General features: G+C 60.5%; 24 protein-coding genes and 1 pseudogene. 9 read left to right on the top strand and 16 right to left on the bottom strand.

Annotation, left to right across the window (positions count from 1 at the left end; all coding sequences use genetic code 11):
* Positions 1 to 47 precede the first annotated feature (47 nt).
* From AC07V8_RS14730 to recA, 7 genes and pseudogenes are all read right to left on the bottom strand, one after another.
* Complete coding sequence (locus AC07V8_RS14730; RefSeq protein ID WP_494678860.1) at positions 48 to 650, bottom strand: FHA domain-containing protein; 603 nt, start codon at positions 648 to 650, stop codon at positions 48 to 50.
* 224 nt (positions 651 to 874) lie between these two features.
* A complete protein-coding gene (locus tag AC07V8_RS14725; RefSeq protein ID WP_494678902.1) occupies positions 875 to 1,639 on the bottom strand; it encodes a Stp1/IreP family PP2C-type Ser/Thr phosphatase in 765 nt (254 codons plus the stop codon).
* 241 nt (positions 1,640 to 1,880) lie between these two features.
* Complete coding sequence (sucD, locus tag AC07V8_RS14720; RefSeq protein WP_092355167.1) at positions 1,881 to 2,762, bottom strand: succinate--CoA ligase subunit alpha; 882 nt, start codon at positions 2,760 to 2,762, stop codon at positions 1,881 to 1,883.
* 19 nt (positions 2,763 to 2,781) lie between these two features.
* A pseudogene (gene sucC / locus AC07V8_RS14715) lies at positions 2,782 to 3,954 on the bottom strand (ADP-forming succinate--CoA ligase subunit beta); the annotation flags it as partial.
* A 14-nt stretch (positions 3,955 to 3,968) separates the two neighbouring features.
* Positions 3,969 to 4,574 (bottom strand): DUF2889 domain-containing protein, encoded by a 606-nt coding sequence (locus tag AC07V8_RS14710; RefSeq protein WP_494678859.1) that lies wholly within the window; start codon positions 4,572 to 4,574, stop codon positions 3,969 to 3,971.
* Between the two features lie 257 nt (positions 4,575 to 4,831).
* Positions 4,832 to 5,293: a recombination regulator RecX gene (gene recX / locus AC07V8_RS14705; RefSeq protein ID WP_494678858.1), complete on the bottom strand. Its 462-nt coding sequence runs from the start codon at positions 5,291 to 5,293 to the stop codon at positions 4,832 to 4,834.
* Positions 5,294 to 5,483: 190 nt separating this feature from the next.
* The gene (recA, locus tag AC07V8_RS14700; RefSeq protein ID WP_494678857.1) at positions 5,484 to 6,602 is read right to left on the bottom strand and encodes a recombinase RecA; all 1,119 of its coding nucleotides are present in this window, start codon (positions 6,600 to 6,602) and stop codon (positions 5,484 to 5,486) included.
* Between the two features lie 537 nt (positions 6,603 to 7,139).
* Here recA and ggt point away from each other — a divergent pair.
* The 5 genes from ggt to amaB all read left to right on the top strand — a co-directional run bounded on the left by ggt (position 7,140) and on the right by amaB (position 14,153).
* The gene (gene ggt, locus AC07V8_RS14695) at positions 7,140 to 8,801 is read left to right on the top strand and encodes a gamma-glutamyltransferase (protein ID WP_494678901.1); all 1,662 of its coding nucleotides are present in this window, start codon (positions 7,140 to 7,142) and stop codon (positions 8,799 to 8,801) included.
* A gap of 192 nt (positions 8,802 to 8,993) precedes the next feature.
* Positions 8,994 to 10,031: a DUF1338 domain-containing protein gene (locus tag AC07V8_RS14690; protein WP_494678856.1), complete on the top strand. Its 1,038-nt coding sequence runs from the start codon at positions 8,994 to 8,996 to the stop codon at positions 10,029 to 10,031.
* Between the two features lie 7 nt (positions 10,032 to 10,038).
* Positions 10,039 to 11,457, top strand: a complete 1,419-nt coding sequence (locus tag AC07V8_RS14685; RefSeq protein WP_494678855.1) for an FAD-binding oxidoreductase — start codon at positions 10,039 to 10,041, stop codon at positions 11,455 to 11,457.
* Positions 11,458 to 11,580: 123 nt separating this feature from the next.
* The gene (gcvA, locus tag AC07V8_RS14680) at positions 11,581 to 12,465 is read left to right on the top strand and encodes a transcriptional regulator GcvA (RefSeq protein WP_494678854.1); all 885 of its coding nucleotides are present in this window, start codon (positions 11,581 to 11,583) and stop codon (positions 12,463 to 12,465) included.
* Positions 12,466 to 12,632: 167 nt separating this feature from the next.
* On the top strand, positions 12,633 to 14,153 hold the full coding sequence (gene amaB / locus AC07V8_RS14675; protein WP_494678853.1) for an L-piperidine-6-carboxylate dehydrogenase: 1,521 nt from the start codon (positions 12,633 to 12,635) through the stop codon (positions 14,151 to 14,153).
* A gap of 100 nt (positions 14,154 to 14,253) precedes the next feature.
* Here amaB and AC07V8_RS14670 read toward each other — a convergent pair whose 3' ends face one another.
* The 5 genes from AC07V8_RS14670 to AC07V8_RS14650 all read right to left on the bottom strand — a co-directional run bounded on the left by AC07V8_RS14670 (position 14,254) and on the right by AC07V8_RS14650 (position 19,020).
* Complete coding sequence (locus AC07V8_RS14670) at positions 14,254 to 15,093, bottom strand: SDR family NAD(P)-dependent oxidoreductase (RefSeq protein ID WP_494678852.1); 840 nt, start codon at positions 15,091 to 15,093, stop codon at positions 14,254 to 14,256.
* A 61-nt stretch (positions 15,094 to 15,154) separates the two neighbouring features.
* Positions 15,155 to 15,925, bottom strand: coding sequence for an SDR family oxidoreductase (locus tag AC07V8_RS14665; protein WP_494678851.1), 771 nt, complete (start codon positions 15,923 to 15,925; stop codon positions 15,155 to 15,157).
* Positions 15,926 to 15,970: 45 nt separating this feature from the next.
* Positions 15,971 to 16,678: a histidine phosphatase family protein gene (locus AC07V8_RS14660; RefSeq protein WP_494678850.1), complete on the bottom strand. Its 708-nt coding sequence runs from the start codon at positions 16,676 to 16,678 to the stop codon at positions 15,971 to 15,973.
* Between the two features lie 42 nt (positions 16,679 to 16,720).
* A complete protein-coding gene (locus AC07V8_RS14655; protein WP_494678849.1) occupies positions 16,721 to 17,788 on the bottom strand; it encodes a phosphotransferase family protein in 1,068 nt (355 codons plus the stop codon).
* Complete coding sequence (locus tag AC07V8_RS14650) at positions 17,785 to 19,020, bottom strand: acyl-CoA dehydrogenase family protein (protein ID WP_494678848.1); 1,236 nt, start codon at positions 19,018 to 19,020, stop codon at positions 17,785 to 17,787. Before AC07V8_RS14650 ends, AC07V8_RS14655 begins: the two co-directional genes overlap by 4 nt.
* A 91-nt stretch (positions 19,021 to 19,111) precedes the next feature.
* Between AC07V8_RS14650 and AC07V8_RS14645 the strand changes: the two genes are divergently transcribed.
* A complete protein-coding gene (locus tag AC07V8_RS14645; protein WP_494678847.1) occupies positions 19,112 to 20,056 on the top strand; it encodes a LysR family transcriptional regulator in 945 nt (314 codons plus the stop codon).
* 16 nt (positions 20,057 to 20,072) lie between these two features.
* Here AC07V8_RS14645 and AC07V8_RS14640 read toward each other — a convergent pair whose 3' ends face one another.
* Positions 20,073 to 20,435, bottom strand: a complete 363-nt coding sequence (locus AC07V8_RS14640; protein ID WP_494678846.1) for a helix-turn-helix domain-containing protein — start codon at positions 20,433 to 20,435, stop codon at positions 20,073 to 20,075.
* 96 nt (positions 20,436 to 20,531) lie between these two features.
* On the opposite strand from AC07V8_RS14640, the gene AC07V8_RS14635 reads away from it, so the two are divergent.
* Positions 20,532 to 21,314: an SDR family NAD(P)-dependent oxidoreductase gene (locus AC07V8_RS14635; RefSeq protein ID WP_494678845.1), complete on the top strand. Its 783-nt coding sequence runs from the start codon at positions 20,532 to 20,534 to the stop codon at positions 21,312 to 21,314.
* Between the two features lie 526 nt (positions 21,315 to 21,840).
* Here AC07V8_RS14635 and trpS read toward each other — a convergent pair.
* From trpS to AC07V8_RS14620, 3 genes are all read right to left on the bottom strand, one after another.
* Positions 21,841 to 22,875, bottom strand: a complete 1,035-nt coding sequence (trpS, locus tag AC07V8_RS14630; RefSeq protein ID WP_494678844.1) for a tryptophan--tRNA ligase — start codon at positions 22,873 to 22,875, stop codon at positions 21,841 to 21,843.
* Between the two features lie 168 nt (positions 22,876 to 23,043).
* Positions 23,044 to 23,988, bottom strand: a complete 945-nt coding sequence (locus AC07V8_RS14625) for a Tim44 domain-containing protein (protein ID WP_494678843.1) — start codon at positions 23,986 to 23,988, stop codon at positions 23,044 to 23,046.
* 240 nt (positions 23,989 to 24,228) lie between these two features.
* The gene (locus tag AC07V8_RS14620; RefSeq protein ID WP_494678842.1) at positions 24,229 to 24,570 is read right to left on the bottom strand and encodes a hypothetical protein; all 342 of its coding nucleotides are present in this window, start codon (positions 24,568 to 24,570) and stop codon (positions 24,229 to 24,231) included.
* 148 nt (positions 24,571 to 24,718) lie between these two features.
* Here AC07V8_RS14620 and AC07V8_RS14615 point away from each other — a divergent pair, with 148 nt between their 5' ends.
* Positions 24,719 to 25,444 carry a response regulator transcription factor gene (locus AC07V8_RS14615; RefSeq protein WP_211473677.1) on the top strand — a complete coding sequence of 242 codons (726 nt, stop codon included), beginning with the start codon at positions 24,719 to 24,721 and terminating at the stop codon, positions 25,442 to 25,444.
* A 9-nt stretch (positions 25,445 to 25,453) separates the two neighbouring features.
* Positions 25,454 to 26,992 (top strand): sensor histidine kinase, encoded by a 1,539-nt coding sequence (locus AC07V8_RS14610; protein WP_494678841.1) that lies wholly within the window; start codon positions 25,454 to 25,456, stop codon positions 26,990 to 26,992.
* Positions 26,993 to 26,995 lie beyond the last annotated feature (3 nt).

The following is a 26,995-nucleotide window of genomic DNA, read 5'->3' as shown; positions in this document are numbered from 1 at the left end:
TATCAAGAGTCATTCAGGCAAAACTGCTGAGCGCTCATCGAAGCCGATTAAACGGCCTTCCAGGAAAACTTCATCAAGGTGCCGGCGATATCAATCACATCCTCATCCTTCAGCGCCCGCGTCCCTGAACTCAAGGGCGTATCGTTGACACGGGTATAAGTCTGCCCTTCAACATGCGTCAGCTCATAGCCATGCGGCCGGCGCGTCACAATCGCCACCTGGATGCCAGGACGGCCAATAGTCGTCAGCACCTTGGTCAGCAACATCTCCTTGCCGACACTAGGCCCATCCAGCACAGTAATAGTGGCATCCGGCCGCGGCACCGGGAACATCTTGGGCCGGTTGTCCTTGATCTCTTCATCCGTATCCACCTGGTATAGCAGCTTGTACCTTGCCATCTGGATCACATCATTGTGCTGCAGGAAATGCTTGGTGACCGGATGGCCATTGACCTGGGTGCCGTTGGTGCTGTTGAGGTCTTCCAGAAACGAGTCGTTGTAGATAGTGATGATGACCGCATGCTCGCCGCTGATGGCGAGGTTGTCGATGACCAGGTCATTGTGGGCGCGGCGGCCGATGGTGGTGCGCTCTTTGGTGAGCGTCATCTCTTGTATTACGGTGCCGCCTTTGGTCAGGATGATCTTCGCCATTCCTATCTCTCTTGGGAAACGCTATCTGTAAGTTGATTAAAACAATATCCTGGCGGCTATTGGTGCTGGCGCTGCTCTCGCAATTCACACATCGGGCCGTACATGTCTTCACACACCCCAGTTTAATGTTGTTTTGGGGCAATCGTACTCAAAATCCGGGATTTATGTTGCGGCCCGGGCTGTTGCACCGCCCGCGGCCTGCGCTGGCAATTTAACAACGGCACCTATTCATTCTGCGCCACCCTGATCAGTATCACCGACACATTGTCCTGCCCCCCGGACTTGTTGGCAGCATTGATAAGCATGGTGCATGCCATCTTGAGGTCGCCCTGGGCGTCGCTGATGATATTGCTGATATCGCCGTCGCCGATGCGGTCCGACAGACCATCGGAACAGAGCAGATACAGGTCGCCGGCCTGTATGTCGTGCTGGTGGACTTCCACCACCAGCTGGTAGTCGATGCCGACGGCGCGCGTGACGATATTGCGGTTGAGCGCAAATTGCGCGTCTTCAGCACGAATCAGGCCGGCGTCGATCTGTTCCTGCAGCAGGGAATGGTCGCGCGTCAACTGTTCCAGCAAGCCGTCGCGGATGCGGTAGGCGCGCGAATCGCCGACGTGGGCGATGCTGACCTGGCCTTCGGGCTGGAACCAGGCCACCACCAGGGTGGTGCCCATGCCGCGGTATTCCGGCTCGCGGCGGGCGGCGTTGATGATGGTGCTGTTGGCTTGGCGCACGGCCTGCATCAGCCACAGACGGGTCGGCAGTTCTTCTTCCGGTTTTTGCAGGCGGCGATACTCCTGCAGCTGACTTTCGATTTCTTCCTGGATGGCGACGGTGGCGATGCTGCTGGCGACTTCACCGGCGTTGTAGCCGCCCATGCCGTCGGCCAGGATCGCCAGCTGCAAGCCGGCATCGACGACGACGGTGTCTTCGTTTTGTACTCGCACCATACCAATATCCGTTTTGGCGGCAAACTCAAGCGGCATATGTCGAGACATGTTCGGTGAATAAAGGTGATACAGATTAGGCGGTTGCCAGATTACAAGCATTTTCCTTGGTTCTGCCGGGGACGGCAAGACATATTGCAGTCTCTCCAGATGCCGACTTCAGGATGCCGCATCCCCACTGCGGACGGAATTGTGCACCACAATAAAAAAGGGAGCCGAAGCTCCCTTTCCTGTCTGGCCGGCTGATGCTGCGCCGGCCGTCCGTTTTGCTATGCGACGATTACAGCATCGCCTTCAGCAGACGCGCCATTTCCGATGGATTCTTGGTCACGGTGATGCCACACGCTTCCATGATGTCCAGCTTGGCTTGCGCCGTGTCGGCGCCGCCCGAGATCAGCGCGCCGGCGTGGCCCATGCGCTTGCCTGGAGGAGCGGTAACGCCTGCGATAAAGCTGACCACCGGCTTCTTCATGTTGTCCTTGATCCAGTAAGCGGCATTCGCTTCGTCCGGACCGCCGATTTCGCCGATCATGATGACGGCATCGGTTTCAGGATCGTCGTTGAACATCTTCATGATGTCGATGTGCTTCAAGCCGTTGATCGGATCGCCGCCGATGCCGACTGCCGACGACTGGCCCAGGCCCAGTGCGGTCAATTGACCGACTGCTTCATAAGTCAGGGTGCCGGAACGCGACACCACGCCGATGCGGCCCTTCTTGTGGATGTGGCCCGGCATGATGCCGATCTTGATTTCGTCCGGCGTGATCAGGCCTGGGCAGTTAGGGCCCAGCAGCAAAGTCTTGCTGCCGGCTTTTGCCATGCGGTCTTTCAAGGCCAGCATGTCGCGGACCGGGATGCCTTCGGTGATGCAGATGGCCAGGTCGAGTTCAGCTTCGACGGCTTCCCAGATCGCTGCTGCCGCGCCTGCTGGCGGCACGTAGATCACTGAAACGTTGGCGCCGGTGGCGGCCTTGGCTTCGGAAACGTTAGCGAAAATCGGGATGCCTTCGAAATCTTCACCGGCTTTTTTCGGGTTCACGCCGGCGACAAATGCGTTCTTGCCGTTTGCGTAATCGCGGCAGCCGCGGGTGTGGAATTGACCGGTCTTGCCGGTGATGCCTTGGGTGACGACTTTAGTGTCTTTGTTGATCAGGATCGACATAGTTGTTCCTTGTTATTTATTACTTACCGTTAGCAGCAGCAACAACCTTCTGCGCCGCTTCTTCCATGCTGTCCGCCGAGATGATCGGCAGGCCGGAGTCGGCCAGCATTTTCTTGCCGATTTCTTCGTTGGTGCCCTTCATGCGGACCACCAGCGGCACTTTCAGCGAAACGGCTTTGGATGCGGTGATGACGCCTTCGGCGATCACATCGCAGCGCATGATGCCGCCGAAAATGTTGACCAGGATGGCTTTCAGGCCTGGATTCTTCAACATGATCTTGAACGCTTCAGTCACTTTTTCAGCAGTTGCGCCGCCGCCGACGTCGAGGAAGTTGGCTGGCTCGCCGCCGAACAGCTTGATGGTGTCCATGGTGGCCATGGCCAGGCCGGCGCCGTTCACCAGGCAGCCGATGTTGCCGTCGAGCGAGATGTAAGCCAGGTCGAACTTGGAAGCTTCGATTTCAGCTGGATCTTCTTCGTCCAGATCGCGGTAAGCGACGATTTCAGGATGGCGGAACAGGGCGTTGGAGTCAAAGTTGAACTTGGCGTCCAGGGCGATGACCTTGCCGGAACCGGTAACGATCAGCGGGTTGATTTCAGCCAGCGAGCAATCGGTATCCCAGTATGCCTTGTACAGACCTTGCAGCTGGACGCGCGCGTCGGCGATCGAACCGGCAGGAACGCCGATCAGAGTGCTGATGCTGTCAGCGTCAGCATCGGTCAGGCCGGTAGCCGGATCGATGACGACTTGGTGGATCTTTTCCGGGTGGCTGGCTGCGACTTCTTCGATGTCCATGCCGCCTTCGCTGGATGCCATCAGCACCACGCGCTGGCTTACGCGATCGGTGACCATACTCACATACAGTTCTTGCTTGATGTCAGCGCCTTCTTCGATCAGCAGGCGACGCACTTTCTGGCCTTCAGGGCCAGTCTGATGCGTGATCAGCTGCATGCCGAGAATCTGGTTGGCGTACTCGCGCACTTGTTCCAGCGACTTGGCAACCTTGACGCCGCCGCCCTTGCCGCGACCGCCGGCGTGGATCTGGGCTTTGACGACCCAAACCGAACCGCCGAGTGTTTCGGCTGCCTTGACCGCGTCATCGACGCTCAGGCACGGGATGCCACGCGGTGTTGTCACTCCGAACTGGCGGAGAATTTCTTTACCCTGATACTCATGGATTTTCATGCGAGCTTCCCTTCTGACACTTAATTAAATGAAATTGCTTGGTTGGATAAATGCGTTTGTTGGTCTACTTCGGCTGGTGGGCTGATTGCCCACTTCGGATAATATTGGGCGACGACTGCGCCTTCACTACGTAAAGCATGACAGCGGTCGAGCTGGGGCGGCTTACCCTGCCCGGCGGCGGCATCGGCGCTGCGGTCTATCTCGCCGCCGAAAGCCTGCAAGGCGGCGGTCGGCAGGATCTGCGCCAGCTCGGTTAAATGAGTACAACCCAGGGCGCCACCGATGCGCTCCTTGAGCGTATAGCGGAAGCCCTTGACCAGGCTCAGGCCGACCAGGGTTTTATATGCGGGGTTGATGGTATTGCAATAGCCCTGATATGGCACCGCTTCCGAGTGCGCCTCGACCTCGACAATGGTGAACTGGCGATCCAGCGTCAGCCGCAGCCACAGGCTGTGCAGCGGTGCACCCGCGGGCAAGTTACCGGCAGGCAAAGAAAGGTCGAAAGGCTTGGTATCGGTCAGGTGCGCGTCCAGTTCCCACAAGCCGTCATCACGCACAAATGCTTCGATGTGAATCGCGCGGGTGTGCTTCAACGCTCGGCGGGAAATGGAAGGTGTCAGAGACATAATGGTGGACTTATTTGCGTGTCGTTACCACAGTTTCTATGGTAACTGCCGCTCCTGCGGTTTGCAAAAAACCCCAAAAGTGTAGCACAGCTTCGCTGGCTTAGCGATGTTGACGGACAGTTGCAAAATAGCCATCAACGGCGCTCGCCACCGGAATCAGCTGGAGAAACAAGAAGGCACACGATGGAAAGCAGCATGAGCATGCTGCCGGTTTTGTCGCATTTCAATCACATATATACAAATGCGACGCTTCGTTCTCAGCAATCCTCAGCGTCCTCATCCCCGCCTTTTACCGCCGCCTGTATGGCCCGATGAGAAAACCCGCGCTGCAGCAGGAACCGCATCTGTTTGGCCCGTTCGGCCGCATCCGCCGGCGGCCGATTGAATTTCTTGCGCCAGACCTCGCGCGCTCGCGCGACTTCGCCGCTGGCCAGGTCGGCCTTGATGTCCACCAGTGACTCGGCGTCAATCCCGTGGCTTTGCAATTCGGAGAGGATGCGGCTGTTGCCGTAGCGATGGGCGCGGCGGTGGATCAGGGATTCGGAGAAGCGCGATTGCGACAGCAGCTTGGCCGCTTCCAGCGTGTCGAGCAAGGCTTCAATGTCGTCGCCTTCCTGTGCATAGCGCGCCAGTTTGCGCGCCAGTTCCAGGCGGCTGTGTTCGCGTGCCGACAGATAGCGGAGCGCCCTGCCCTTCAGGCTGATTTGCAGTTTGGCCATCTCCGCTTTCCGAGTAATGCGTATCAAGTATCAAGTAGCGCTGGTTATGTACCTTATGTACTGTATATGCAGCTCGCTACAAACAACAACGCCTTTCAAAAATCCGTTGTGTGGAATTTTATGAAAGGCGCTTTCTTACTTCCTTAGACGGCCCGGCCTGCTTGATTGCTGAAGCAAGGCCGCCGGGATATCAGACCGGCTCTTCAGCCTTGGCCGCAGCCGCAGCAGCGGCCTTATTGGCTTTGGCAGCGGCTTTATCAGCCTTGTCGCCGCCTTCCGCCTTGATCTCGCCCAACAGCGGCACGCCCAGCGAAGCGCGCACCTTGTTTTCGATCTCGCGCGCCAGTTCCGGACGTTCTTTCAGGTAGGTGCGTGCATTGTCCTTGCCCTGGCCGATGCGTTCGCCGTTGTAGCTGTACCAGGCGCCCGACTTTTCAACGATCTTGGCATCGGAACCGAGATCGAGGATTTCACCTTCGCGCGATGTGCCTTCGCCATACAGGATGTCGAAGTGCGCTTCCTTGAATGGCGGCGCGATCTTGTTCTTGACAACCTTGACCTTGGTTTCGTTGCCGATGACTTCGTCGCCGGACTTGATCGAGCCGGTACGGCGGATATCCAGGCGCACCGAAGCGTAGAACTTGAGGGCATTGCCGCCAGTGGTGGTTTCCGGATTGCCGAACATGACGCCGATCTTCATGCGGATCTGGTTGATGAAGATCACCAGGGTATTGGTGCGGTTGATGCTGCCGGTCAGCTTGCGCAGCGCTTGCGACATTAAACGCGCCTGCAGGCCTGGCAGGGAATCGCCCATGTCGCCTTCGATTTCGGCGCGTGGCGTCAAGGCCGCCACCGAGTCGACCACGATCAGGTCGACGCCGCCCGAGCGCACCAGCGCGTCGGTGATTTCCAACGCCTGCTCGCCGGTATCCGGCTGCGAGATCAGCAGTTCGGACAGGTTGATGCCCAGCTTCTGGGCATAGCCGACGTCCAGCGCGTGTTCCGCGTCGATAAAGGCGCAGGTGCCGCCCAACTTTTGCATTTCGGCGATGGTTTGCAGGGTCAGCGTGGTCTTGCCGGACGATTCCGGACCGTAGATTTCCACGACACGGCCGCGCGGCAAGCCGCCGACGCCGAGTGCGATATCCAGGCCGAGCGAACCGGTCGAGACCACTTGCACTTCTTCGACCACGGCGCCGTCTTCCATGCGCATGACCGAACCTTTGCCGAACTGCTTTTCGATCTGCGCCAAGGCCGCGGCAAGGGCCTTGCTTTTATCCGGGTTGGCGGCGGATTTTTTATCGTCCATGGTTGCTCTTTCGACAAAAGTGATGAGATAACGGTGACAAATTCGGGACTTCAGGTAAGCACTGTATAAAAAAACAGTGATTTATGCAAGCACTGTCGTCATCTTTTCAAAAAGCTTGTGGCCATATTGTATGTCCGCAAGCCCCTGACTTGCATGCGGATTATCGCAAACTGCCAAACCGAAGCTTTGTTTAGGGTCGAACTTATGCCCGATCCTGGTGAATGCAGACCACGCAGCGCGGGCGCAAATTATGCTTAATACGCATATCGTCATCCGGAAAAGTAAAAAGGACAACGCCCGGACGACAGCAATGCAATAATTGTGGCGCCTATCATTTGTTCATGCAGCCGGTCCGCTGCCGGTTCAAATTTATGCGCCATATTCAAAGCTAGGGGCAAACGGCTTGCCCACTAATAAAAGGGAGAAGGTATGCGTACTACTTATTGGTTGAAACCGTTGGCGGCATCGGTGCTGCTGCTGGGCTTGCTGGGCAGCGCGCAGGCGGCATCCGCGCCTGCGGTCGAGGCGAAGAACGGCATGGTGGTGACTTCCCAGCACCTTGCTTCGCAGGTCGGGGTCGATATCCTCAAGATGGGCGGCAACGCCGTCGATGCGGCGGTAGCGGTCGGCTATGCGCAGGCGGTGGTGAATCCCTGCTGCGGCAATATCGGCGGCGGCGGCTTCATGACCATCCACCTGGCCGATGGCCGCGATACCTTCATCAATTTCCGTGAAACCGCGCCGGCCGCGGCCAGCGCCAATATGTACCTGGATGCCAACGGCAAGGCAATTACCAACGCCAGCCTGTTTGGCTACCTGGCGGCTGGCGTGCCGGGCACCGTGCTGGGCCTCGACAGCGCGCAGCGCAAGTACGGCAAGCTGACCCGTGCACAAGTCATGCAGCCGGCGATCAAGCTGGCGCGCGACGGCTACATCCTGAACCGCGGCGACACCGACATCCTCGACACCACCATCGCCCAGTTCAAGAAAGACCCGGAAGCGGCCCGCCTGTTCCTGCGCCGCGACGGCACGCCGTTGCAGCCGGGCGACCGCCTGGTGCAGAAAGATCTGGCCAAGACCCTGGAAGCCATCTCGCGCAACGGTCCTGACGCATTCTATAAAGGCGCGATTCCTGCCGCGGTGGAACGCGCCTCCAAGGCGGGCGGCGGCATCATTACCGCAGCCGACTTCGCCAGCTACAAGATCAGCGAAAGCGCGCCATTGTCGTGCAACTACCGCGGTTATGTATTCGTCTCCGCCCCGCCGCCAAGCTCCGGCGGCGCCACCATGTGCCAGATCCTCAATATCCTCGAGGGCTACGACATGAAGGGGCTCGGCTTCCACTCGGCAGCCTCGGTGCACTACATGACCGAAGCGATGCGCCACTCCTATATGGACCGCAACACTTTCCTGGGCGACCCGGCCTTCGTCAAGAATCCGCTGGAGCGCTTGCTGAGCAAGGAATACGCCGCCTCGATCCGCGAAAAGATCAGCGCCGACAAGGCCACGCCATCGGTAGAAGTACAGCCAGGCATGGCGCCGCACGAGAAGCCTGAAACCACCCATTACTCGATCGTCGACAAGGATGGCAATGCGGTATCCACCACCTACACCATCAACGGTCGCTTCGGCGCCGTGGTGATTGCGCCGGGCACCGGCTTCTTCCTCAACGATGAGATGGATGACTTCACCGTCAAGGCCGGCGTGCAGAACCTGTTCGGCCTGGTGCAGGGCGCGACCAACTCGATCGCTCCCGGCAAGCGTCCGCTGTCGTCGATGGCGCCGACGCTGGTGACCAAGGATGGCAAGACTTATATGGTGCTGGGCTCGCCGGGCGGTTCGCGCATCATCACCATCACGCTGGAAACCGCGCTGAACGTGATCGACTACGGCATGGCGCCGCAGGAAGCGGTCGATGCGCCGCGCATCCATCATCAATGGCTGCCGGACGAGGTGTACTACGAAACCCGCGGCCTGTCGCCGGATACCCTGAAGATTCTCGACGGCATGGGCTACAAGATGAAAGAGCAAACCCCTTGGGGCGCGGCTGAGCTGATCATGATCGGCTTGCCGGGCGCGGCAGGCGTTGCCGGCGCCAGCTCCGGCAATGATGCCGGCGTTTCAGGCGTCGTCCGTCCGGGCTTGTATTACGGCGCCAACGATACGCGCCGCCCTGCCGGCGCTGCCATCGGTTACTAAATAAGTAAATAAGCCGTTTCCGGTTTGTTGCGCAAAAGATGGGCATCCGCCGTGCCCATCTTTTTTTCGCCCTTAAAAAACCAAAAACACCATTTCCATGAGTAAAACGCATGGTTCTAATAGTATTTATCGTTTTATCCAAGCCCGAATCAAATTTACACTGCGCCTATCCTCCTCCGATAAAGAGCGCGCATGTCCACCACCAACCTGCAATTCATGCTGGCCTCCCTGCTGGGCGCCGAGCATGCCGACCAATTATCCGATCTGCTGCAAATCCCGGCCAGCACCCTGCGTCCGCGTTCCGACACTGTTTCGCGCATCGAAATCGCCCAGGCACTGAACATGCTGCTGTTCGAGAAACTGCTGAAAGCCGTCCCGCAAGGGAACGACTACGTGCAGGATTCTGTACGCGCCGGCAACAAGATCCGCTTCGATCACGGCGCCCTGCGCACCGTGCTGGGCATCAGCACCGGCACCCTGCCGGCCGGCGAAGCGGCGTTCACGCGCATCCTGCGGCCGCTGGGCTACCACGTGAACGGCATCTATCCGCTGCAACGGATCAGCATGACCGGCCGCGCTTACGCCCATGAAGACGATGCCGAAGAAATCGCCCAGTTCTTCCTGAGCGAACTGCATCCGCACAATTTCTCGGCCGAATTCCAGCACACCGTCAACCGGGTCCTGGCGACCTCTCAGGATCCGATCGACCCGCACTCGGCGCAGTTGCTGCAGCAGCTCGGCAAGGATAAGGTCCTGCCGATAGCCGACGCGCTGACGCTGTTGCCGGTGCTGGTCGCCTGCTTCGACCGCCAGCACGAGCTGCCCAGCATCGCCGACTACCAGACCCTGCTGGCGGAATCGGCCGAGATGGCCTGGATTTCGACCGAGGGCAACGCCTTCAACCACGCCACCGACCGCGTGCCGAACGTGGAACAGGTGGCCGATGCGCAACGCGCGCTGGGCCGCGCCATCAAGGAAAAGATCGAAGTCTCGCGCAACGGACGGGTGCGCCAGACCGCCTTCCGCGCCAGTACCGTGACCCGCGCCATGCGCGATGAAAACGGCGTGCTGGTCGACATGCAAGTACCGGGATCGTTCTACGAATTCATTTCGCGCGACCGCTACCTGGACGCCGACAGCCAGGCCGAGAAGCTCGACCTGACCTTCGACAGCGGCAACGCCCAGGGTATTTTCAAGATGACCGCTTCCGCCGCGGCGAATCAACAATGAAGCAAACATGACAAGCGCCAGCCAGACCCTGCAAAAAATCATCGGGCTGCTCGGCCCGCAAGGCTGCCTGAGCACGCCGGAGCAGCGCCAGCCCTATGAGCACGGCGCCCGCTACGGCAGCGGCAAAAGCCTGTGCATTGCGCGCCCCGCCAGCGTTGAAGAGGCGGCCGAACTGCTGCGCTTGTGCGCCAGGGACAAGATCCGCATCGTCCCCCAAGGTGCGAACACCGGCCTGGTGGGCGCGTCCTCACCCGACCATAGCGGCCACGATGTGGTGCTCAGCATGGAACGCATCAAGGGCGTCATCGATATCGATCCGGTCGACCGCGTGGTGCAGGCCTATGCCGGCACCCGCTTGTCGGAGCTGAACCAGGCGCTGGAAAGGCACGACCTGTATTTTCCCATCGACCTCGGCGCCGATCCGTCGCTGGGCGGCATGCTGGCGGCCAATACCGGCGGCGCCCGCCTGATCCGCTACGGCGACGTGCGCCACAACGTCCTGGGCCTGGAGGCATTGCTGATCGATCCGCCCGGCGAGCGCCTGGATCTGTGCAACCGGCTCCGCAAAAACAATACCGGCCCCGACTGGAAGCAATGCTTCATCGGCACCGGCGGCGCCTACGGCATCATCACCCAGGTGGTGTTGCAGGTGCATCCGCGGCCGCAGCAAAGCGCCACCGCGCTGGTCGTGCCGGCCTCGATGGCAGCGGCGGCGCTGCTGCTGCGCGACGCCGAACGCAACTTCGCCGATTTCCTCAGCGCCTTTGAAGGCATCTCGCAAAACGCCCTGCAATCCGTGCTGCAGCATGTGCCGGGCATCACAGCGCCGTTTGACCCGCTGCCGCCCTACGCCTTTTTGATCGAACTCAGCTCGGCGCGGCCGCGCAGCGCCGATTTCGACCTGGAAAAGCTGTTCGGCGCCTGGCTGGAAAGCTGCTTCGGCGATCTCATCCTGGACGCCGTGATCGACAAACCCGAGGTGCTGTGGCGCATCCGCCATGCCGTCAGCGACAGCGTGCGCCAGGAAGGCAAAGTGGTGGCTTTCGACATTTCCGTGCCGCGTTCCAGGCTCGGCCAGTTCCGCCAGGATGCGGTCGCGCTGCTGGAACATGGCTACGCCGGCATCAAGGTCTTCGATTTCGGCCACTGGGGCGATGGCGGCCTGCATTTCAACCTGGCGATTCCGGAACAGCTGATCGCCGATTTCCCGCCCTTGCGCATCAACGCCCTGCGCCAGGAAATCTACGACCTCGCCGTGCGCGAATATAAAGGCAGCTTCAGCGCCGAACATGGGGTCGGCCCGTTCAACCAGCAATTCTACGAGCGTTATACGATGCCCGAACAACTGGCCTTGGCGGCGAGGATGCAGAACGTGTTCGATCCCGAGCGGCTGCTGGGCGTCACCAGCTTTGCGTCTACGCAGTAATGCCGCCGTCGATGCCGGTTAGCGTATATGCAAGCTAAAGGTAAAGCTGAAAAGCTGCGCGTTTGGTATAGTGCCTGCTCGATAGCAAGCACGGCAGCACATACCTACTCGGCAACACGAAAAATGCGTAGATTCATCCCCTCGACCTCCTGTCTGATCGCTTTCGACACGGCCGCACGCCACCTGTCCTTCACCAAGGCCGCCAACGAACTGCACATGACCCAGGGCGCAGTCAGCCGGCAAGCGGCGATCCTGGAGGATTATCTCGGGGTAAAACTGTTCGAGCGCATCAACCGCCGCCTGATCCTGACCGCCGCCGGCGCCGAATACGCCGGCCAGGTGGCCGTCATCCTGAAAGAAATCGAGATGGCGACCTTCCAGGTGATGGCGCACAAGAATTCGGGCGGCGTGCTCAATCTGGCAACATTGCCGACTTTCGGCATCAAGTGGCTGATTCCGCGCCTGGCCAAGTTCACCGCCGCGCATCCGGACGTGATCCTGAACCTGAGCACCGAGGTGCTGCCTTTCGATTTCAACAAGCGCTCCGTCGACGCCGCCATCCACTTCGGCGAGCCGAACTGGCCCGGCGCGGTGATGGTGCGGCTGATGGGCGAGGAGGTGGTGCCGGTATGCAGTCTGGCGCTGAGCCAGCAGATCCAGCGCATCGAAGACCTCGGCAGCATGACCTTGTTGCAACACACCACCCGCCCGCAAGCCTGGCAAGACTGGTTCAACCATGTTGGCGTGACATGTCCCGACGCCCTCTCCGGCCCCCGTTTTGAGCAGCTGGCGATGGTGATCCAGGCTGCCGCCGCCGGCCTCGGCGTGGCGCTGATGCCGAAATTTCTGGTGGAAACCGAAATCGCCCTCGGCCAGCTGCACGTGCCCTTCCCCTTTGCCGTCAAAAGCCCGCAAGCCTATTACCTGACCTATCCCGAGAAAAACGCCAGCAAGGCGGCGGTGATCAAGTTCCAGGAGTGGATCCTGGGCGAACTGGCGGACGCCTGAGCCCGGCATTTAAAATTAAAATACGGCGCTGCATGATCAAAGGTAATGATGTCCTGATATTTTTTGATTTTAAGATTCCCCGATTTATTCCTTATACTCAGCTATATCACTGATATGAAACTCGCCCATTCTTGCGGCAAGCTGATAGAACTCAGAACAAGGACATCATGACGCAAATCTCATCCATCTTCGCCGAACTCGGTTTCGACTTTTCCGCCCATGCCGGCAACGACCTGCATTCGCGCTCGCCGCGCGACGGCGCTGCGATTGGCGCGCTGCGCGCCCATACCGTGGCGGAAACCGAAGCCGCCATCAAGAACGCCCATCAAGCTTATGAAAAATGGCGCGTGGTGCCGGCGCCGGTGCGCGGCGAACTGGTGCGCATCCTGGGTGAAGTGCTGCGCGAAAACCGCGAGCCGCTGGGCAAGCTGGTGACACTGGAATCCGGCAAGATCCTGTCCGAAGGCATAGGCGAAGTGCAGGAAATGATCGACATCTGCGATTTCGCGGTCGGCCTGTCGCGCCAGCTGTACGGCCTGACCATCGCTTCCGAGCGTCCAGGCCACCGCATGATGGAAACCTGGCATCCGCTGGGCGTGTGCGGCGTCATCACCGCCTTCAACTTCCCGGTCGCGGTATGGGCCTGGAATGCGGCACTGGCGCTGGTATGCGGCAATGCCGTGATCTGGAAACCGTCCGAAAAGACCCCGGTCGTCGCGCTGGCCGTGCATGCCTTGTACGAAAAAGCCGTGGCGCGTTTCTCGCAACAGCGCCCTGACCTGCTGCCGGCCCATCTGTGCCAGGTGGTGCTGGGCCGCGCCGAAATCGGCGCCGCCCTGTCGGCTTCGCCGCTGGTGCCGCTGGTGAGTGCCACCGGCAGCGTGCGCATGGGCCGCAAGGTTGCCACTACCGTGGCAGAGCGCCTGGGCCGCAGCCTGCTGGAACTGGGCGGCAACAACGGCATGATCGTCACGCCGACAGCCGACCTCAGCCTGGCCTTGCGCGCAATTACCTTCTCCGCCGTCGGCACCGCCGGCCAGCGTTGCACCAGCCTGCGCCGCCTGTTCGTCCACAGCAGCATTTATAACGACGTGGTGAGCCGCATCGAACGCATCTACGCCAGCGTCAAGGTCGGCGATCCGCTGGCTGCGGATACCCTGGTCGGTCCGCTGGTCGACCAGCAATCGTTCGAAGGCATGCAAGCCGCGCTGGCGCAGGCCAAGGCCGAAGGCGGCGTGGTGACCGGCGGCGAACGGGTGCAGGTTGGCGACAATGGCAACGCATTCTATGTGCGGCCGGCGCTGGTGCGCATGCCGCAGCAAAGCGCCATCGTGCATCACGAAACCTTTGCGCCTATCCTGTACGTGCTGTCCTACGATCATTTCGAGGATGCCGTGCGCCTCAACAACGCCGTGCCGCAAGGCTTGTCGTCCGCCATCTTCACCAATGACGTGCGCGAAGCGGAAGCGTTCATGTCCGCCAGCGGCAGCGATTGCGGCCTGGCCAACGTCAACATCGGCACCAGCGGCGCTGAAATCGGCGGCGCTTTCGGCGGCGAAAAAGAAACCGGCGGCGGCCGCGAATCGGGTTCCGATTCCTGGAAGACCTACATGCGCCGGGCGACCAATACCATCAACTACAGCCGCACCTTGCCATTGGCGCAAGGCGTCAAGTTTGATATCGACTAAGCCGCGCTAGCTGAAATAAAAAGGCAGGATGAGCATGCAAAAGCTCATCCTGCCTTTTTTCATGTAGGGTGGGCACGATGCTGTGCCCACCATACATTCTTTATATCTTCAGCAAAGTCGGTGCACGCTGCTGCAGGATATCTTCCATCCGCAGCTGGATCGCCTGCTTCATTTCCGGATGCGTCAGGATGTAAAAACGTTCCGCATCAATCGCAGCGAACACATCGTCGGCCACCTGGTTGACGGAGATGCCGTTTTCCACCGCATGCAGCACCGCCATGCCGACCTTGGCGGCCACAGGATCGATGGCGGCCGGCGCGGTTTTGTCGCCATCGCGATTGCGTTCCGAATGGCCGATGCCGGTCTTGACCCAGCCGGGGCACAGCACCGAGACCTTGATGCGCGACTGCCGCAACGCGAGGTCATGATGCAGCCCTTCGGACAGCGTCACCACCGCATGCTTGCTGGCGTTGTAGCTGGCCAGGCTGGGCTGCGAAGTAAGACCGGCCATCGACGCCGTGTTGACGATATGCCCTTCCTCGCCGTGCTTCAGCATGGCCGGCACAAACGCGCGCAAGGCATGCGTCACGCCATAGAAATTGACGCCCATGACCCAGTCCCAATCCTTCTGGCTGGTTTCCCATGCCGGCTTGGCGACCGCGACGCCGGCGTTGTTCACCAGCAGATGCACCTTGCCGAATGTGGCGAAGGCCAGCTCCGCCAGCGCGTTGACCTGCTCTTCCCTGGCGACGTCGGTCGGCACGCCGATGACTTCGCATCCTTGCGCCTTGAACTCCGCCACCGTGACTTCCAGCTTGGCGGCGTTGATGTCGGCCAGCACCAGTTTCATGCCTTCGGCTGCAGCGCGTACTGCGATGCCCTTGCCTATTCCTTCGGCGCCGCCGGTGATCACCGCGACCTTGCCTTGTAAATTCTTCATGCGTGTTTTCCTGTCAATCCAAGTATTCATGCAAGTATTAATGCAGGTATTAATGCAGGTATCAATTCAGCAGATAGCCGCCATCGACATTCATGCAAACTCCGGTGGTGTAGCTTGCCGCCGGCGACACCAGGTACAGCACCGCGCCCGCCATCTCGTCCGGCTGGGCGACGCGGTTCATCGGAATATGCTGCAGCGCCTGTTTCAGGATCGCCGGATTGTCGATCAGGGTCGCCGCAAACTTGGTTTCGGTAAAGCCAGGCAGCAAGGCGTTGACGCGCACGCCGCTGGCCGCGCACTCCTTGGCGAAGGCCTTGGTCATCGAGATCACCGCCGCCTTCGTGATCGAGTAGATGCCCTGGAACACACCGGGCGTGACGCCGTTGACCGAGGCGACATTGACGATGGCGCCGCCACCGCCCTGGGCCATCAGCTTGACGCCATACGAGGACATGAAAAAATAGCCGCGGATATTCACATCAACCGTTTTCTGGAAGGCAGCCAGGTCGGTGTCGACGATTGGCCCGAAATGCGGATTGGCGGCGGCGTTGTTGACCAGGATATCGAGCCGCCCGTGCTGGCTGGCGATGTTCTGGAACAGCGTTTCGATCTGCGCCATTTCACCGATATGGCAAGCCATGGTTTCGGCCGTGCCGCCGGCCGCCTGGATCTCAGCCACCACCTTGTCGCAGGCTTCCGCCTTGCGGCTGGAAACGATGACGTGCGCGCCGTGTTGCGCCAGCGTACGGGCGATCGACGCGCCTATGCCGCGGCTGGCGCCCGTCACCAGAGCGATTTTTCCTTTCAGGTCAAACATGGTTGTGCTGGTCATGCCTTGCTCCTTTTAATTTGTCGCTGGTTGTCTATCGCTGGTTTTCTATCTATAACTCACTAAGCCCGGATCGCGCGCGCCTTCAAGATGCGCGTAACTATTCATGTAGCTCAAGCTGACCCGCCCCGGGCTATGCAACAGCTTGGTGACGCCGGTGTTGACCAGCGCCCAGTTCAGCTCGAAAATCTGGCGGTCCGGGATCGCCAGCAGCTGCTGGCAGATCACGCTGACCGGACCGCCCGAAGTAAATACCCAGACCGACTGCCCCTTGCCGGCTTGCTCCAGCAATCCGGCCAAGGCCGCCTGGCAGCGCGCCTTGAACAGCGGCCACGGCTCGCTATAGTCGCCGTCGTGCTGACCATCCACCCAGCGCGCCACCGCCCTGGCAAACACTTTCTGAAAGGCGCGCGCGGGATGCTCCTGCTGCGCCAGATAGGCTGCCAGCACGGCGGGGTCGGCAAACTCCGGCATCAGCCGCAACAGGACTTGCCGGTGATCGAATTCGTCGAAGCCGGGATCCTGCAAAACCTGCGGCGCCTGCTCCGCTGCCTGCGGCCATGCGGCCAGGCAGGCGTCACGGCTCTGCTGATGGCGGCGATGGCTGCCGGTCACCAGCAAGGAAATATCCTGGCCGGTCTGCGCCAGCCACTGCCCCAGCAAGGTCGCCTGCCGCGCACCCAGCGCAGAGAGCTGGTCGTAATCGGCGGCGCCGAAGCTGGCCTGGCCATGCCGCACCAGATAGATCGCGCCCATCTCAGGTTTGCTCCGGTGCCGCCGTCGTCAGCATGGTGTGCTTCATATGCTCGATTGCGCGATCAGATTCCTGCAGCGCTGGTCAAGGTAGTTGACCACATGGCCAAACATGGCGAACTGCGGATTGGTGGTTTGACCATGATGGAAGCGGTAGTAAATTTGCTGGATGATCACGGCCAGCCGGAACAAGCCGTAGATTTCATAGAAATCGAAATGGCCGGTGCGGTAGCCGGTTTGCTCGCCGTAATAGGCGATCACTTCCTTGCGCGTCAGCATGCCCGGCAGGTGCGTCGGCTGGCGCCGCGTCTGCTGGAACTGCGGCTCGTCGTCGGCCTGCACCCAGTAGGCCAGGGTATTGCCGAGGTCCATCAGCGGATCGCCCAGGGTCGCCATTTCCCAGTCCAGCACGCCGATCACCTGCAAGGGATCGTCGGCATCCAGCACCACGTTATCGAAGCGGAAATCGTTGTGGATCAGGCAGGTGGCGACATCGGCTGCAGGCATCTTGGCGGCCAGCCAGCGCATCACCTCTTCGCAATCGACCACGTCGTCGGTGCGCGCCTTGCGGAAGCGCTCGCTCCAGCCGGCGATCTGCCGCTGCACATAGCCTTCACCCTTGCCCAAATGGGCCAGGCCGGCCGCCTGGTAATCGACCTTGTGCAGGGCGATCATCTTGTCGATCACGTTCAGGCACAGCTGGCGCGTGTCGCTCTCGCTCAGCGCCAGGCCGGGCGGCAGCTTGTTGCGCAGGATGATGCCGCGCAGCCGCTCCATCACATAGAAATCGCTATCCATCACGTCGCGGTCCTGGCAGGTCGCGAACACGCTCGGCACATAGGGATAGACCGGCTTCAATTCAGCCATGATATTGGCTTCGCGCAGCATGTCGTGGGCCGACTTGGCCTTGGCGCCGAACGGCGGCCGGCGCAGGATCAGTTCGCGGTCGCCATAGCTCAGCAGGTAGGTCAGGTTGGAGGCGCCGCCGGGGAACTGGCTCACTGCTGGCAAGCCTTGCAGGCTGCTGTCGACTCCCTGCAGAAAGGCCGCAATCCTGGCGACATCCAGTTCTTCGCCGCTGCGCACCGCGCCGGCTTGGTCGATCAGGCTCATGCCGCGGCTCCTTGCGCCGCGGCGCGGGCGCCTTGCGCTTTCAGTTCCAGCTTGGCGACCAGGGCCCGATGCACTTCGTCCGGACCATCCGCCAAACGCAATATGCGGGCATAGACATACAGGCCGGTCAGCGACAGATCATCGCAGACGCCGGCGCCGCCGTGCATCTGGATCGCCTGGTCGATCACCAGCTGCGCCAGGTTCGGCACCACCACCTTGATCTGGGAAATCTCGCTCATGGCCGCCTTGGCGCCGACGGTATCCATCATCCATGCGGCTTTCAAGGTCAGCAAGCGCGCCTGTTCGATACGCATGCGGACATTGGCGATGATGTCGGCATTACCGCCGAGATCGGCCAGCGGCTTGCCGAAAGCCGTGCGCGTCAAGGCGCGCTGGCACATCATTTCCATGGCCACTTCAGCCGCACCGAGAGCCCGCATGCAGTGATGGATGCGGCCAGGTCCGAGGCGGCCCTGGGCGATTTCAAAACCGCGTCCCGGCCCGGCGATGATATTCGACAGCGGCACCTTTACGTTGGTGAAACTGACTTCACCGTGACCGTAGGGCTCGTCAAGCGCGCCGAATACCGGCAGCATGCGTTCGATCTTGACCCCGGGCGTATCGAGCGGCACGATCACCATCGAATGGCGGGCATGCTTGGGGCCATCGGGATAGGTCAAGCCCATGAAAATCGCGAATTTGCAGTCGGGATGGCCGATGCCGGTGCTCCACCATTTGCGGCCGTTGAGCAGCACTTCGTCGCCTTCGACAATGGCGGTAGCGCGCATATTGGTGGCGTCGCTGGAAGCGACTTCAGGTTCGGTCATGCAGAACGCCGAGCGGATTTCACCGGCCAGCAGCGGCTTGAGCCATTGCTCCTGCTGCGCTGGCGAACCGTACTTGACCAGCACTTCCATATTGCCGGTATCCGGCGCGTTGCAGTTGAAGATTTCCGGCGCGATCTGCGAGCGCCCCATGATTTCCGCCAGTGGCGCGTAATCGGTATTGCTGAGGCCGGCGCCGAATTCCGCGTCCGGCAGGAACAGATTCCACAAGCCGGCTGCTTTCGCCTTGGCTTTCAGCGCCAGCATCACCGGCGGCACATTCCATGGCCGCGCGCCGCGCTTGAGCTGGCTGAAATATTCTGCTTCAGCCGGCAGCACATGCTCGCTCATGAAGGTATTGAGCCGCTCGATGTACTGGCGGGCCTGGGGCGAATAAGCAAAATCCATGATCTTCCTCGACTGTTGGGCGATGCAAGCAGTGTGCCGCAAGGTCTATAATTCATCAAATGAATGATTTACATAGATAATAATTAATCTCATGCATATTAGCCGCATCGACCTCAACCTGTTCGTGGTGCTCGACACCATCTACGCGGAAGGCAATATCACTCGCGCAGCCAAGGCCCTGAGCCTGACCCAGCCGGCGGTCAGCCACGCCCTGGCGCGCCTGCGCGAACTGCTGGGCGATCCCTTGTTCATCCGGCAAGGCAGCAATATGCTGCCGACGCCGATGACGCGTTCTCTGATCGGTCCGGTGCGGCAAGCCTTGCAGACGCTGGAAGTCAGCGTCAAGCACGGCAACCAGTTCGATCCGGCCAGCAGCCGCCGCAGTTTCAACCTCGGCCTGACCGGCGTGCTGGAAGCGCGGCTGCTGCCGCCGCTGATCCAGCTGCTACAGGCACAGGCGCCGACAGTGGCGATCAACTCGGTGCGGGTGGAGCGGCGCCAGCTGGCATCGGAACTGGCGGCCGGCACGCTCGACATCGCGGTCGACGTCTTGCTGCAGCGGCCGGCGGAGATCCACAGTACGCCTTTATCGCGCGATGCGCTGGTGGTGATCGCGCGCCAGGATCATCCGGCGCTGCAGAAGGGCCTCGACCTGGAAACCTATCTGGCGCAAAGCCACATTTTAGTATCTTCGCGGCGCACCGGCCCCGGCATTGAAGATGTCGAACTGGCGCGCATGGGCCGCCAGCGCCAGATCGGCTTGCGCTGCCAGCACTACCACGCTGCCTGCCATGTGGTCAGCGCATCGGACCTGCTGACCACCATGCCCGAGCACTATGCGCAGATCGCCAACCTCAACCTGCCGAACCGGATCTATCCGCTGCCGCTGCCGACGCCGACCCTGGATGTGTATTTGTACTGGCATGAGAATGCGGAACTTGATCCGGCCAACCGCTGGCTGCGCGGGGTGCTGGGACAGCTGTTTCCTGAACCGAATCGCCTGGCGACAGCTGCATCTCCACGCAAGAAAAAATAGCTGCGGATGCAGCTGCTTATTTTTTCGCCGGATGGGCCGCCTGCCACTTCCTGACGCAGAACTCGATGTATTCGCCTACACGGTTCTGCTCTTCCTCCGGTATTGCCAGGAACGATTCCAGACTGATGCTGAAAGGCCACTGGCCGGACATCTTGGTCACTATCTTCGCGCTGCCGGTCCCGGTGGCCAGCCAGAAAATGTCGACGCCGAGGAATTTCGCGGCGAGCGCTGAATTCTCCGCTGTCAGCGCCTTGGTTTTTCCGGCAATCACCTGCCCAACCGCCTGCACGCTCACGCCGATGGCGTCCGCGAGTTCTTGCCTGTCTTTTCGGGCTATCTGCAAAGCCTCCGCGAGTCGCGCGCCATAATTATTCACCATCGGTAAAGAATACTTTCATTCAATTAAAGCATGGTTGCAATGTGCACTAAAGAATGCTTTAATCCACGTGTAAAAACTGACAATGGTTTTAGCGACATGGACCCACTTTCCACGTATTTCCCGCTCAAAAACAAAGTCGCCCTGGTCACCGGTGCGGCGCGCGGCATAGCTTTACACATTGCCTGCGCCTTGTCTGCGGCTGGTGCACATTTAGCGATCCTGGATGAGCGGGAGCAGGAAGGAGAGGTTATTGCGGGGCTGCTGGGCAGCAAACAGAGCGAGGTCCGGTTCTGGCAACTGGATGTCAGCGACAACGATGCCGTACAACAGGTGATTACGGCAGTTGAAGCGCACTTCGGCCGCATCGATATCCTGGTCAACAGCACCGGCGTCGATGCCAATCAACCGTATGCATACGGGCTGTCGCAGAAACATTGGGAAAAAGCCATGCTGGCCAACGTCAACGGCAGCATCCTGTGCAGCAAGCACGTGGCGCCCGCCATGGAGCGCGCCGGCGGCGGTTCCATCGTCAACGTCCTGGCGCCCTGCGCCATGAACGGCAAACAGCATGCGGCCGCCGATCAGGCAGCGAAAGCGACGCTGCGCATGAACAACATGAATGCCATGCGCTATGTCACGCAAAACATCCGCGTCAACTCCATCCACCCAGGCGTAGTCCGCCCCCCCGCCCTGGCCGCAGCCATGCGCAAACGCGACGACCTGACCCAAGCCCTGGCCGACCGCGCCGAACTACAAATGCAAACCAGCCGCGGCTCCGCCACCGACGTAGCCGCCGCCATCCTCTACCTGACATCAGACGCCAGCCGCTTTGTCACCGGCAACGAACTGGTGATTGACGCGGGGCCTTGCCATAGCTGATGGTAGGGCCGTTGGGGTTGCTTTTGAAGTTGCCGTTGACGTTGCTTTTGACGTTGGGGTTGCTTTTGACGTGCCCCGCATTGAGACGTTGCCAAATCCGGCGCGTGTCAGCCGGGAATTGTGGGAGGACATGTTTGAGCCGAAGGCGAGTTGGTCCTCCCACCCGGCTGATACGCGCCGGATTTGGGGACCCGACCGAAGGGAGGGCAACGGCTTTGCGGTCGCCTTCTTTTTGGTTACTTTTTCTTGGCGAAGCAAGAAAAAGTGACTGGCTGCCGGGCCACCCCCGGCAAGCTTCCACGGAGTAGCAACAGTGTTATCAAGCCATAGACCGTTCTTAGCATGCCACCGCACTCACTCCGTAGAACGTCAAATGGGGTCAGAGTAATTTTCGCAAAGAACGCGAAAAAAAACTCCGACCCCATTTGACTGCTGCGGCGGCGAATTTGACTGCTGCGGCGAATTTGACTGCTGCTGCGGTGAATTTAGCTACGGCAGTGGTGAATTTGACCGCGGCTGCGTTGATTTAGAAGTAGCTCAGGCCCAGAGCGGCTTTGACTTCGTCGGCTGTCTTCGCCGCTACTTCACGCGCCTTGGCCGTGCCCTCTTTCAGGATCTGCATGACATGCCCCTTGTCCTTCGCCAGCTCCTCCCGGCGCGCCCGGATCGGCGCCAACAGATCCTGCAGACAAGCCTCCAACCGCGCCTTGACCAGACTATCGCCCAGCCCGCCACGCACATAATGCGCCTTCATCTCCGCCAGACCAGCCTTATCCAGGTCAAACGCATCCAGGTACAAAAAGGCCACATTGCCCTCCAGATGCCCAGGATCCTGCACCCGCAAATGCAAAGGATCCGTGTAGACCTGCTTGACCGCAGCCCGGATCTCATCCGCGCTGGCGCCAAGATTGATCGTATTGCCCAGCGACTTGCTCATCTTCGCCTTGCCGTCGATCCCCGGCAAACGCCCGATCTCAGGCACCAGCGCCTTCGCCTCCACCAGCACATCCCGCCCGGCAGTGCGATTGAAACGCCGCACGATCTCATTGGTCTGCTCGATCATCGGAATCTGGTCCTCCCCCACCGGCACCAGCGCCGCCTTGAAAGCCGTGATGTCGGCCGCCTGGCTGGCCGGATAAGTCAGGAAGCCAGCCGGAATATCACGCTCGAAACCGCGCAAACGGATTTCTTCCTTGACCGTAGGATTGCGCTCCAGGCGCGCCACCGTCACCAGGTTAAGGTAGTAAAAAGTCAATTCCGCCAGCTCAGGAATCTGCGACTGGATCAGGATGGTCGACTTGGCCGGATCGATGCCGACCGCCAGGTAATCCAGCGCCACCTCCACCACATTGCGGTGCACCTTGTTGGTGTCGTCCATATTGTCCGTCAGCGCCTGGGCGTCGGCCAGCATGATGAACTGCTTGTAGGTGTGCTGATATTCGATACGATTACGCAAGCTGCCGACGAAATGGCCGAGATGCAAAGGCCCGGTAGGACGATCGCCGGTCAGGATCACGGCTGATTCGGTGGACTTGGGAGACTCGTTCGTTGGCAAACTCATTAACTTTCCTTTTTAGCGATATCCTGAAAACCCTCTATTGTGCCATCAGCGACGCCGAAGAATAAGAAAAGCCGCCGGCGATCTCTCGCCGGCGGCTTTTTTGCTTCCAACCGATGCAATCGGCGGTACAGCGCGGCGCTAAGCCAACCCTGCCCGCCAACACCGCTATCAGCTGGTTTTCTCTTCCTGCTCGATCCCCGCCAGGATCCAGCCGCCCTGGCCGGCAGTCGGCTTGGACAGGTTCCAGATCTCGGCAAACGGCGCGGCAGCGGCATTGGCGTCTTCCTTGATCATGCCGGTGAAGCGCACGCTCGCCAGGTAGTCGCTATCGACAGTGTCGATGCCCAGCAATTCCGCATCCAGCGACACCACGTCGGTATGGTTTTCCGAAGCGCCGCGCTCCTGCAATTGCATGCGCAGTTCGGCAAACATTTCAGGCGTGGTGAATTCGCGGATATCGTTGCCGTCGGCCTTGTCCCAAGCCGCCTGCAGGCGCAGGAAGTAAGTCTTCGCGTGACGCAGGAAACCGGCGGTATCGAAATCCGCAGGCACGCCCCAGGCAGCGACGCCTGCAACACCAGCGCCGGCAGCTGCTGCAGGCGCAGCGTCAAATGCCGTGCGCTGCATAGGCTGTTCGATGCGCGAAGCGATTTCCGGCGTGAAGCTGGACGGCGCTGCGCTGGCGAAGGCAGGCTGCATGCCGCCGTTAGCCGAGTTGCCGCCGGCCATTTTGCGGCGCACCAGCTTGTAGATGAACATGGCGGCAAACGCGAACAAGGCGATCATGATCATGTTGCTGATCATGCCGGCCATGGCGCCGCCCAGACCCATGCTGGACAGCAATGCGCCCAGGCCGAGGCCCAGCAAGGCGCCGCCCAGCATGCCTTTCCACATGCTCGGCTTGGCTGCCGCAGCGGCGCCCGCCGCGGCTGGTGCTGCAGCCGCGGCAGCAGGCTTGGCCGCCTGGCTTGGCGCCGGCGCGGCCTGGCGGTTCATGCTTTGCGATTTCTTGCCGAAGGAAGCGCCGCCGCCCATGCGCTTGGCTTCCACGGTTGAGATACCGGCTGAGAACGTCATGGCGACGACGATCAGCGCGAGGAATAATTTCTTCATACTTTCTCCTGAGATTTGACGCCATGCAGGACATGGCTATAGGTATTACGGATTGCTGGGAATGCTGATTCGATCTCCTCGCATGCACGGCCGATCAGACAGGCAGAGGAATTGCATAATGAAATCAAGCAATCCGGCAAGCTGAGCGGCAAACAATGGCTACGAGGAAGGCCGGATAAAGATCCGGCAGATGGCTAGGCGCCCGCCGCCGGAACAGATATCCATGCGGCGTGAAGGCGCTTATGCTCTAGGAGGAGGTCCGACCGGAGGCAGGAATGGCGGCTGACGCGCTTTGTCGTTGCTCAGCGCGGGACTGGATGCGATTGCCGTGGCGGCAAATACAAAAGGGAAAGCAGGTACGGTGTCGTCGCCAAGATCGACGTGCATCTCGATTTCGTCGGCAAGGCTGTCTTGATCGTCCTGCGCGTCATGACTGTCGGCCAGGTTGCATTGCGCTGCCGCGGCATCCAGCTGAAACGTGTACGCCAGCGCCGCCGTCGCATCCGCCTTGGATTCGGCGATGCCTGCAAAGACTTGCATAGGCAGCAGAAACACCAGCAGAAGGATCAATAAGCGTTGCATCAAGGCAGTAAACCACGTCAAGACGAAAATAAGGAGCGATGATTATACCAAACGGCAGCAATTTCACAGTCTGTCTTGCTGACAAGAATGAAACGCCATAGACTACAAGCAGCAGCGTCCACTTACCCCACAGGGAACCCACAAGATCATGCGCATTTTGCTTGCCGAAGACGACAGTGTACTGGCCGATGGATTGACGCGTTCGCTGCGGCAGTCGGGCTATGCCACGGATTGCGTCATGAACGGGATGGAAGCGGATTCGGCCTTGTCGACCCAGGATTTCGACCTGCTGATCCTCGACCTCGGCTTGCCGAAAATGAGCGGCCTGGAAGTACTGCGCCGCCTGCGCGCCAGAAATTCGCACTTGCCGGTGCTGATCCTGACCGCCGCCGATTCGGTCGAACAGCGTGTCAAAGGACTGGATCTGGGCGCCGACGACTACATGGCCAAGCCGTTCGAGTTGTCGGAACTGGAGGCGCGCGTGCGCGCCCTGACCCGCCGCGGCGCGGGCGGCGGCCCCACCGTCATCAGGCACGGGCCGCTGAGCTACGACCAGGTCGGGCGGATCGCCTATATCAATGAACAGATGCTGGACCTGTCGGCGCGTGAACTGGGCTTGCTGGAGGTTTTACTGCAGCGCACCGGCCGCCTCGTCTCCAAGGAGCAGCTGGTCGACCACCTGTGCGAATGGGGCGAAGAAGTCAGCAACAACGCCATCGAAGTCTATGTACACCGCTTGCGCAAGAAAATCGAAATCGGCGGCGTGCGCATCGCCACGGTGCGCGGTCTCGGCTATTGCCTGGAGAAAATCAGCGAGCCGCCTCCCAATCCAGTCACCGCTCTCTCCCCGCTCGATTCTTCCAGCCGCCGCTGAAGCTGAGCCATGGCCTTGTCTCCGGATACGCTGCCGACCACACATCCACCCACTGCGCCGCTGGCACAACAGGCTGAAGAGCGCGTCCAGCGCTCGCTGTTCGGCGAAATTCTCGACTGGATGCTGGTGCCGCTGCTGCTGCTGTGGCCGATCAGCATTGCGATTACCTATGTGGTGGCGAAAACCATCGCCAACCAGCCTTTCGACCAGGCCTTGGACGACAGCGTCATGGTGCTGTCGCAACAGGTGATCGAAATCAACGGCAAGGTGACGACGCGGCTCAACGGACCGGCGCGCGATTTCCTGCGCGCCGATGATATCGACAATGTCTACTACCTGATCACCGATGCGCGCGGCAATATCGTCGAAGGCGACCGCGACCTGATCATCCCGCCGGCCATCGCCCAGGAAGACACCGCTCATCCGGGCACGGTGCAGCACCGCGACGCGATCCTGCATGGCAACGACGTGCGGATTGCCTACGCCTACGTCGACCTGCGCAGCGTCGCCGAGGTCAACGCCACCGCACCGCCACGCACGGCGCTGGTGCAGGTTGCGGAAACGCTGGAAAAGCGCGCGCGCCTGGCGAACGCCATCATCAAGGGCGTGATCCTGCCGCAGTTCCTGATCCTGCCGATCGTGCTGGCGCTGATCTGGTTTGCGCTGTCGCGCGGACTGTCGCCCCTGTCCGAGTTGCAGCAACGGATCCGGGCCCGGCGGCCGGACGACCTCAGCCCTATCGATTCTGGCCAGGTGCCGGAAGAAATTTCGCCGCTGGTGCGTTCCCTCAACGACATGCTGGAACGGCTCTCGCTTTCGATACAAACCCAGAAGCGCTTTATCGCCGACGCCGCGCACCAGATGAAGACGCCGCTGGCCGGCATGCGCATGCAATCGGAACTGGCGCTGCGCCAGACCCGCCAGGAGGATGTCCATCGCTCGCTGCAGCAGCTGGCCAAGAGTTCCGAGTCTGCCACCCGGCTGGTGAACCAGCTGCTGTCGCTGGCCAGGGCGGAAAACCAGTCGCAGGAAAATGCGCCGTTCGTGCAGCGCGACCTGTCCGAGTTTGCGCGCGGCGTGGTGCAGGACTGGGTGCAGGCGTCTTTCACGCAACGCATCGACCTCGGTTTTGAACAGGCAGAACTGCCGCTGCCGGTCATGTGCAATCCCCTCATGCTGCGCGAACTGCTCAGCAACCTGATCGACAATGCGCTGCATTACACGCCGGTGGAGGGCCGCGTCACGGTGCGCGTGCGCGCCGACGGCGAACCAGGACAGGCGCAGTTCGCCATCCTGGAAGTAGAAGACACCGGACCAGGCATTCCGCCGGCCGAGCGCGATCATATCTTCCAGCGCTTCTACCGCATCCTCGACAGCAGCCGCAGCGGCAGCGGGCTGGGGCTGGCGATCGTACGCGAGATCGCCCTGCAGCACGACGCGCACATCACGATTTCCTACAATCCCCACAGCAGCGATCCGGAACTGCCGGGCAGCCTGTTCCGCGTCAGCCTGCATTTGCTGAAAACAGCCAAGACAGATTTCCATTGACCG

Source organism: Collimonas sp. GW821-FHT02H07 (assembly GCF_059421505.1).
Note: the sequence above shows the minus strand (reverse complement) of the source record. Positions and strands in the feature narration are given on the sequence as shown.

Excerpts from the sequence above, each read along its gene's own strand:
- ggt (WP_494678901.1), top strand. The coding sequence starts at position 7,140 with ATGGTGGTGACTTCCCAGCACCTTGCTTCGCAGGTCGGGGTCGATATC.
- AC07V8_RS14645 (WP_494678847.1), top strand. The coding sequence starts at position 19,112 with ATGCATATTAGCCGCATCGACCTCAACCTGTTCGTGGTGCTCGACACC.
- sucD (WP_092355167.1), bottom strand. The coding sequence starts at position 2,762 with ATGTCGATCCTGATCAACAAAGACACTAAAGTCGTCACCCAAGGCATC.
- amaB (WP_494678853.1), top strand. The coding sequence starts at position 12,633 with ATGACGCAAATCTCATCCATCTTCGCCGAACTCGGTTTCGACTTTTCC.
- AC07V8_RS14710 (WP_494678859.1), bottom strand. The coding sequence starts at position 4,574 with ATGTCTCTGACACCTTCCATTTCCCGCCGAGCGTTGAAGCACACCCGC.
- trpS (WP_494678844.1), bottom strand. The coding sequence starts at position 22,875 with ATGAGTTTGCCAACGAACGAGTCTCCCAAGTCCACCGAATCAGCCGTG.
- AC07V8_RS14635 (WP_494678845.1), top strand. The coding sequence starts at position 20,532 with ATGGACCCACTTTCCACGTATTTCCCGCTCAAAAACAAAGTCGCCCTG.
- AC07V8_RS14670 (WP_494678852.1), bottom strand. The coding sequence starts at position 15,093 with ATGAAGAATTTACAAGGCAAGGTCGCGGTGATCACCGGCGGCGCCGAA.
- recA (WP_494678857.1), bottom strand. The coding sequence starts at position 6,602 with ATGGACGATAAAAAATCCGCCGCCAACCCGGATAAAAGCAAGGCCCTT.
- recX (WP_494678858.1), bottom strand. The coding sequence starts at position 5,293 with ATGGCCAAACTGCAAATCAGCCTGAAGGGCAGGGCGCTCCGCTATCTG.
- AC07V8_RS14650 (WP_494678848.1), bottom strand. The coding sequence starts at position 19,020 with ATGGATTTTGCTTATTCGCCCCAGGCCCGCCAGTACATCGAGCGGCTC.
- AC07V8_RS14625 (WP_494678843.1), bottom strand. The coding sequence starts at position 23,988 with ATGAAGAAATTATTCCTCGCGCTGATCGTCGTCGCCATGACGTTCTCA.
- AC07V8_RS14610 (WP_494678841.1), top strand. The coding sequence starts at position 25,454 with ATGGCCTTGTCTCCGGATACGCTGCCGACCACACATCCACCCACTGCG.
- AC07V8_RS14655 (WP_494678849.1), bottom strand. The coding sequence starts at position 17,788 with ATGAGCCTGATCGACCAAGCCGGCGCGGTGCGCAGCGGCGAAGAACTG.
- AC07V8_RS14615 (WP_211473677.1), top strand. The coding sequence starts at position 24,719 with ATGCGCATTTTGCTTGCCGAAGACGACAGTGTACTGGCCGATGGATTG.
- AC07V8_RS14640 (WP_494678846.1), bottom strand. The coding sequence starts at position 20,435 with ATGGTGAATAATTATGGCGCGCGACTCGCGGAGGCTTTGCAGATAGCC.
- AC07V8_RS14725 (WP_494678902.1), bottom strand. The coding sequence starts at position 1,639 with ATGCCGCTTGAGTTTGCCGCCAAAACGGATATTGGTATGGTGCGAGTA.
- AC07V8_RS14620 (WP_494678842.1), bottom strand. The coding sequence starts at position 24,570 with ATGCAACGCTTATTGATCCTTCTGCTGGTGTTTCTGCTGCCTATGCAA.
- gcvA (WP_494678854.1), top strand. The coding sequence starts at position 11,581 with ATGCGTAGATTCATCCCCTCGACCTCCTGTCTGATCGCTTTCGACACG.
- AC07V8_RS14730 (WP_494678860.1), bottom strand. The coding sequence starts at position 650 with ATGGCGAAGATCATCCTGACCAAAGGCGGCACCGTAATACAAGAGATG.
- AC07V8_RS14690 (WP_494678856.1), top strand. The coding sequence starts at position 8,994 with ATGTCCACCACCAACCTGCAATTCATGCTGGCCTCCCTGCTGGGCGCC.
- AC07V8_RS14665 (WP_494678851.1), bottom strand. The coding sequence starts at position 15,925 with ATGACCAGCACAACCATGTTTGACCTGAAAGGAAAAATCGCTCTGGTG.
- AC07V8_RS14685 (WP_494678855.1), top strand. The coding sequence starts at position 10,039 with ATGACAAGCGCCAGCCAGACCCTGCAAAAAATCATCGGGCTGCTCGGC.
- AC07V8_RS14660 (WP_494678850.1), bottom strand. The coding sequence starts at position 16,678 with ATGGGCGCGATCTATCTGGTGCGGCATGGCCAGGCCAGCTTCGGCGCC.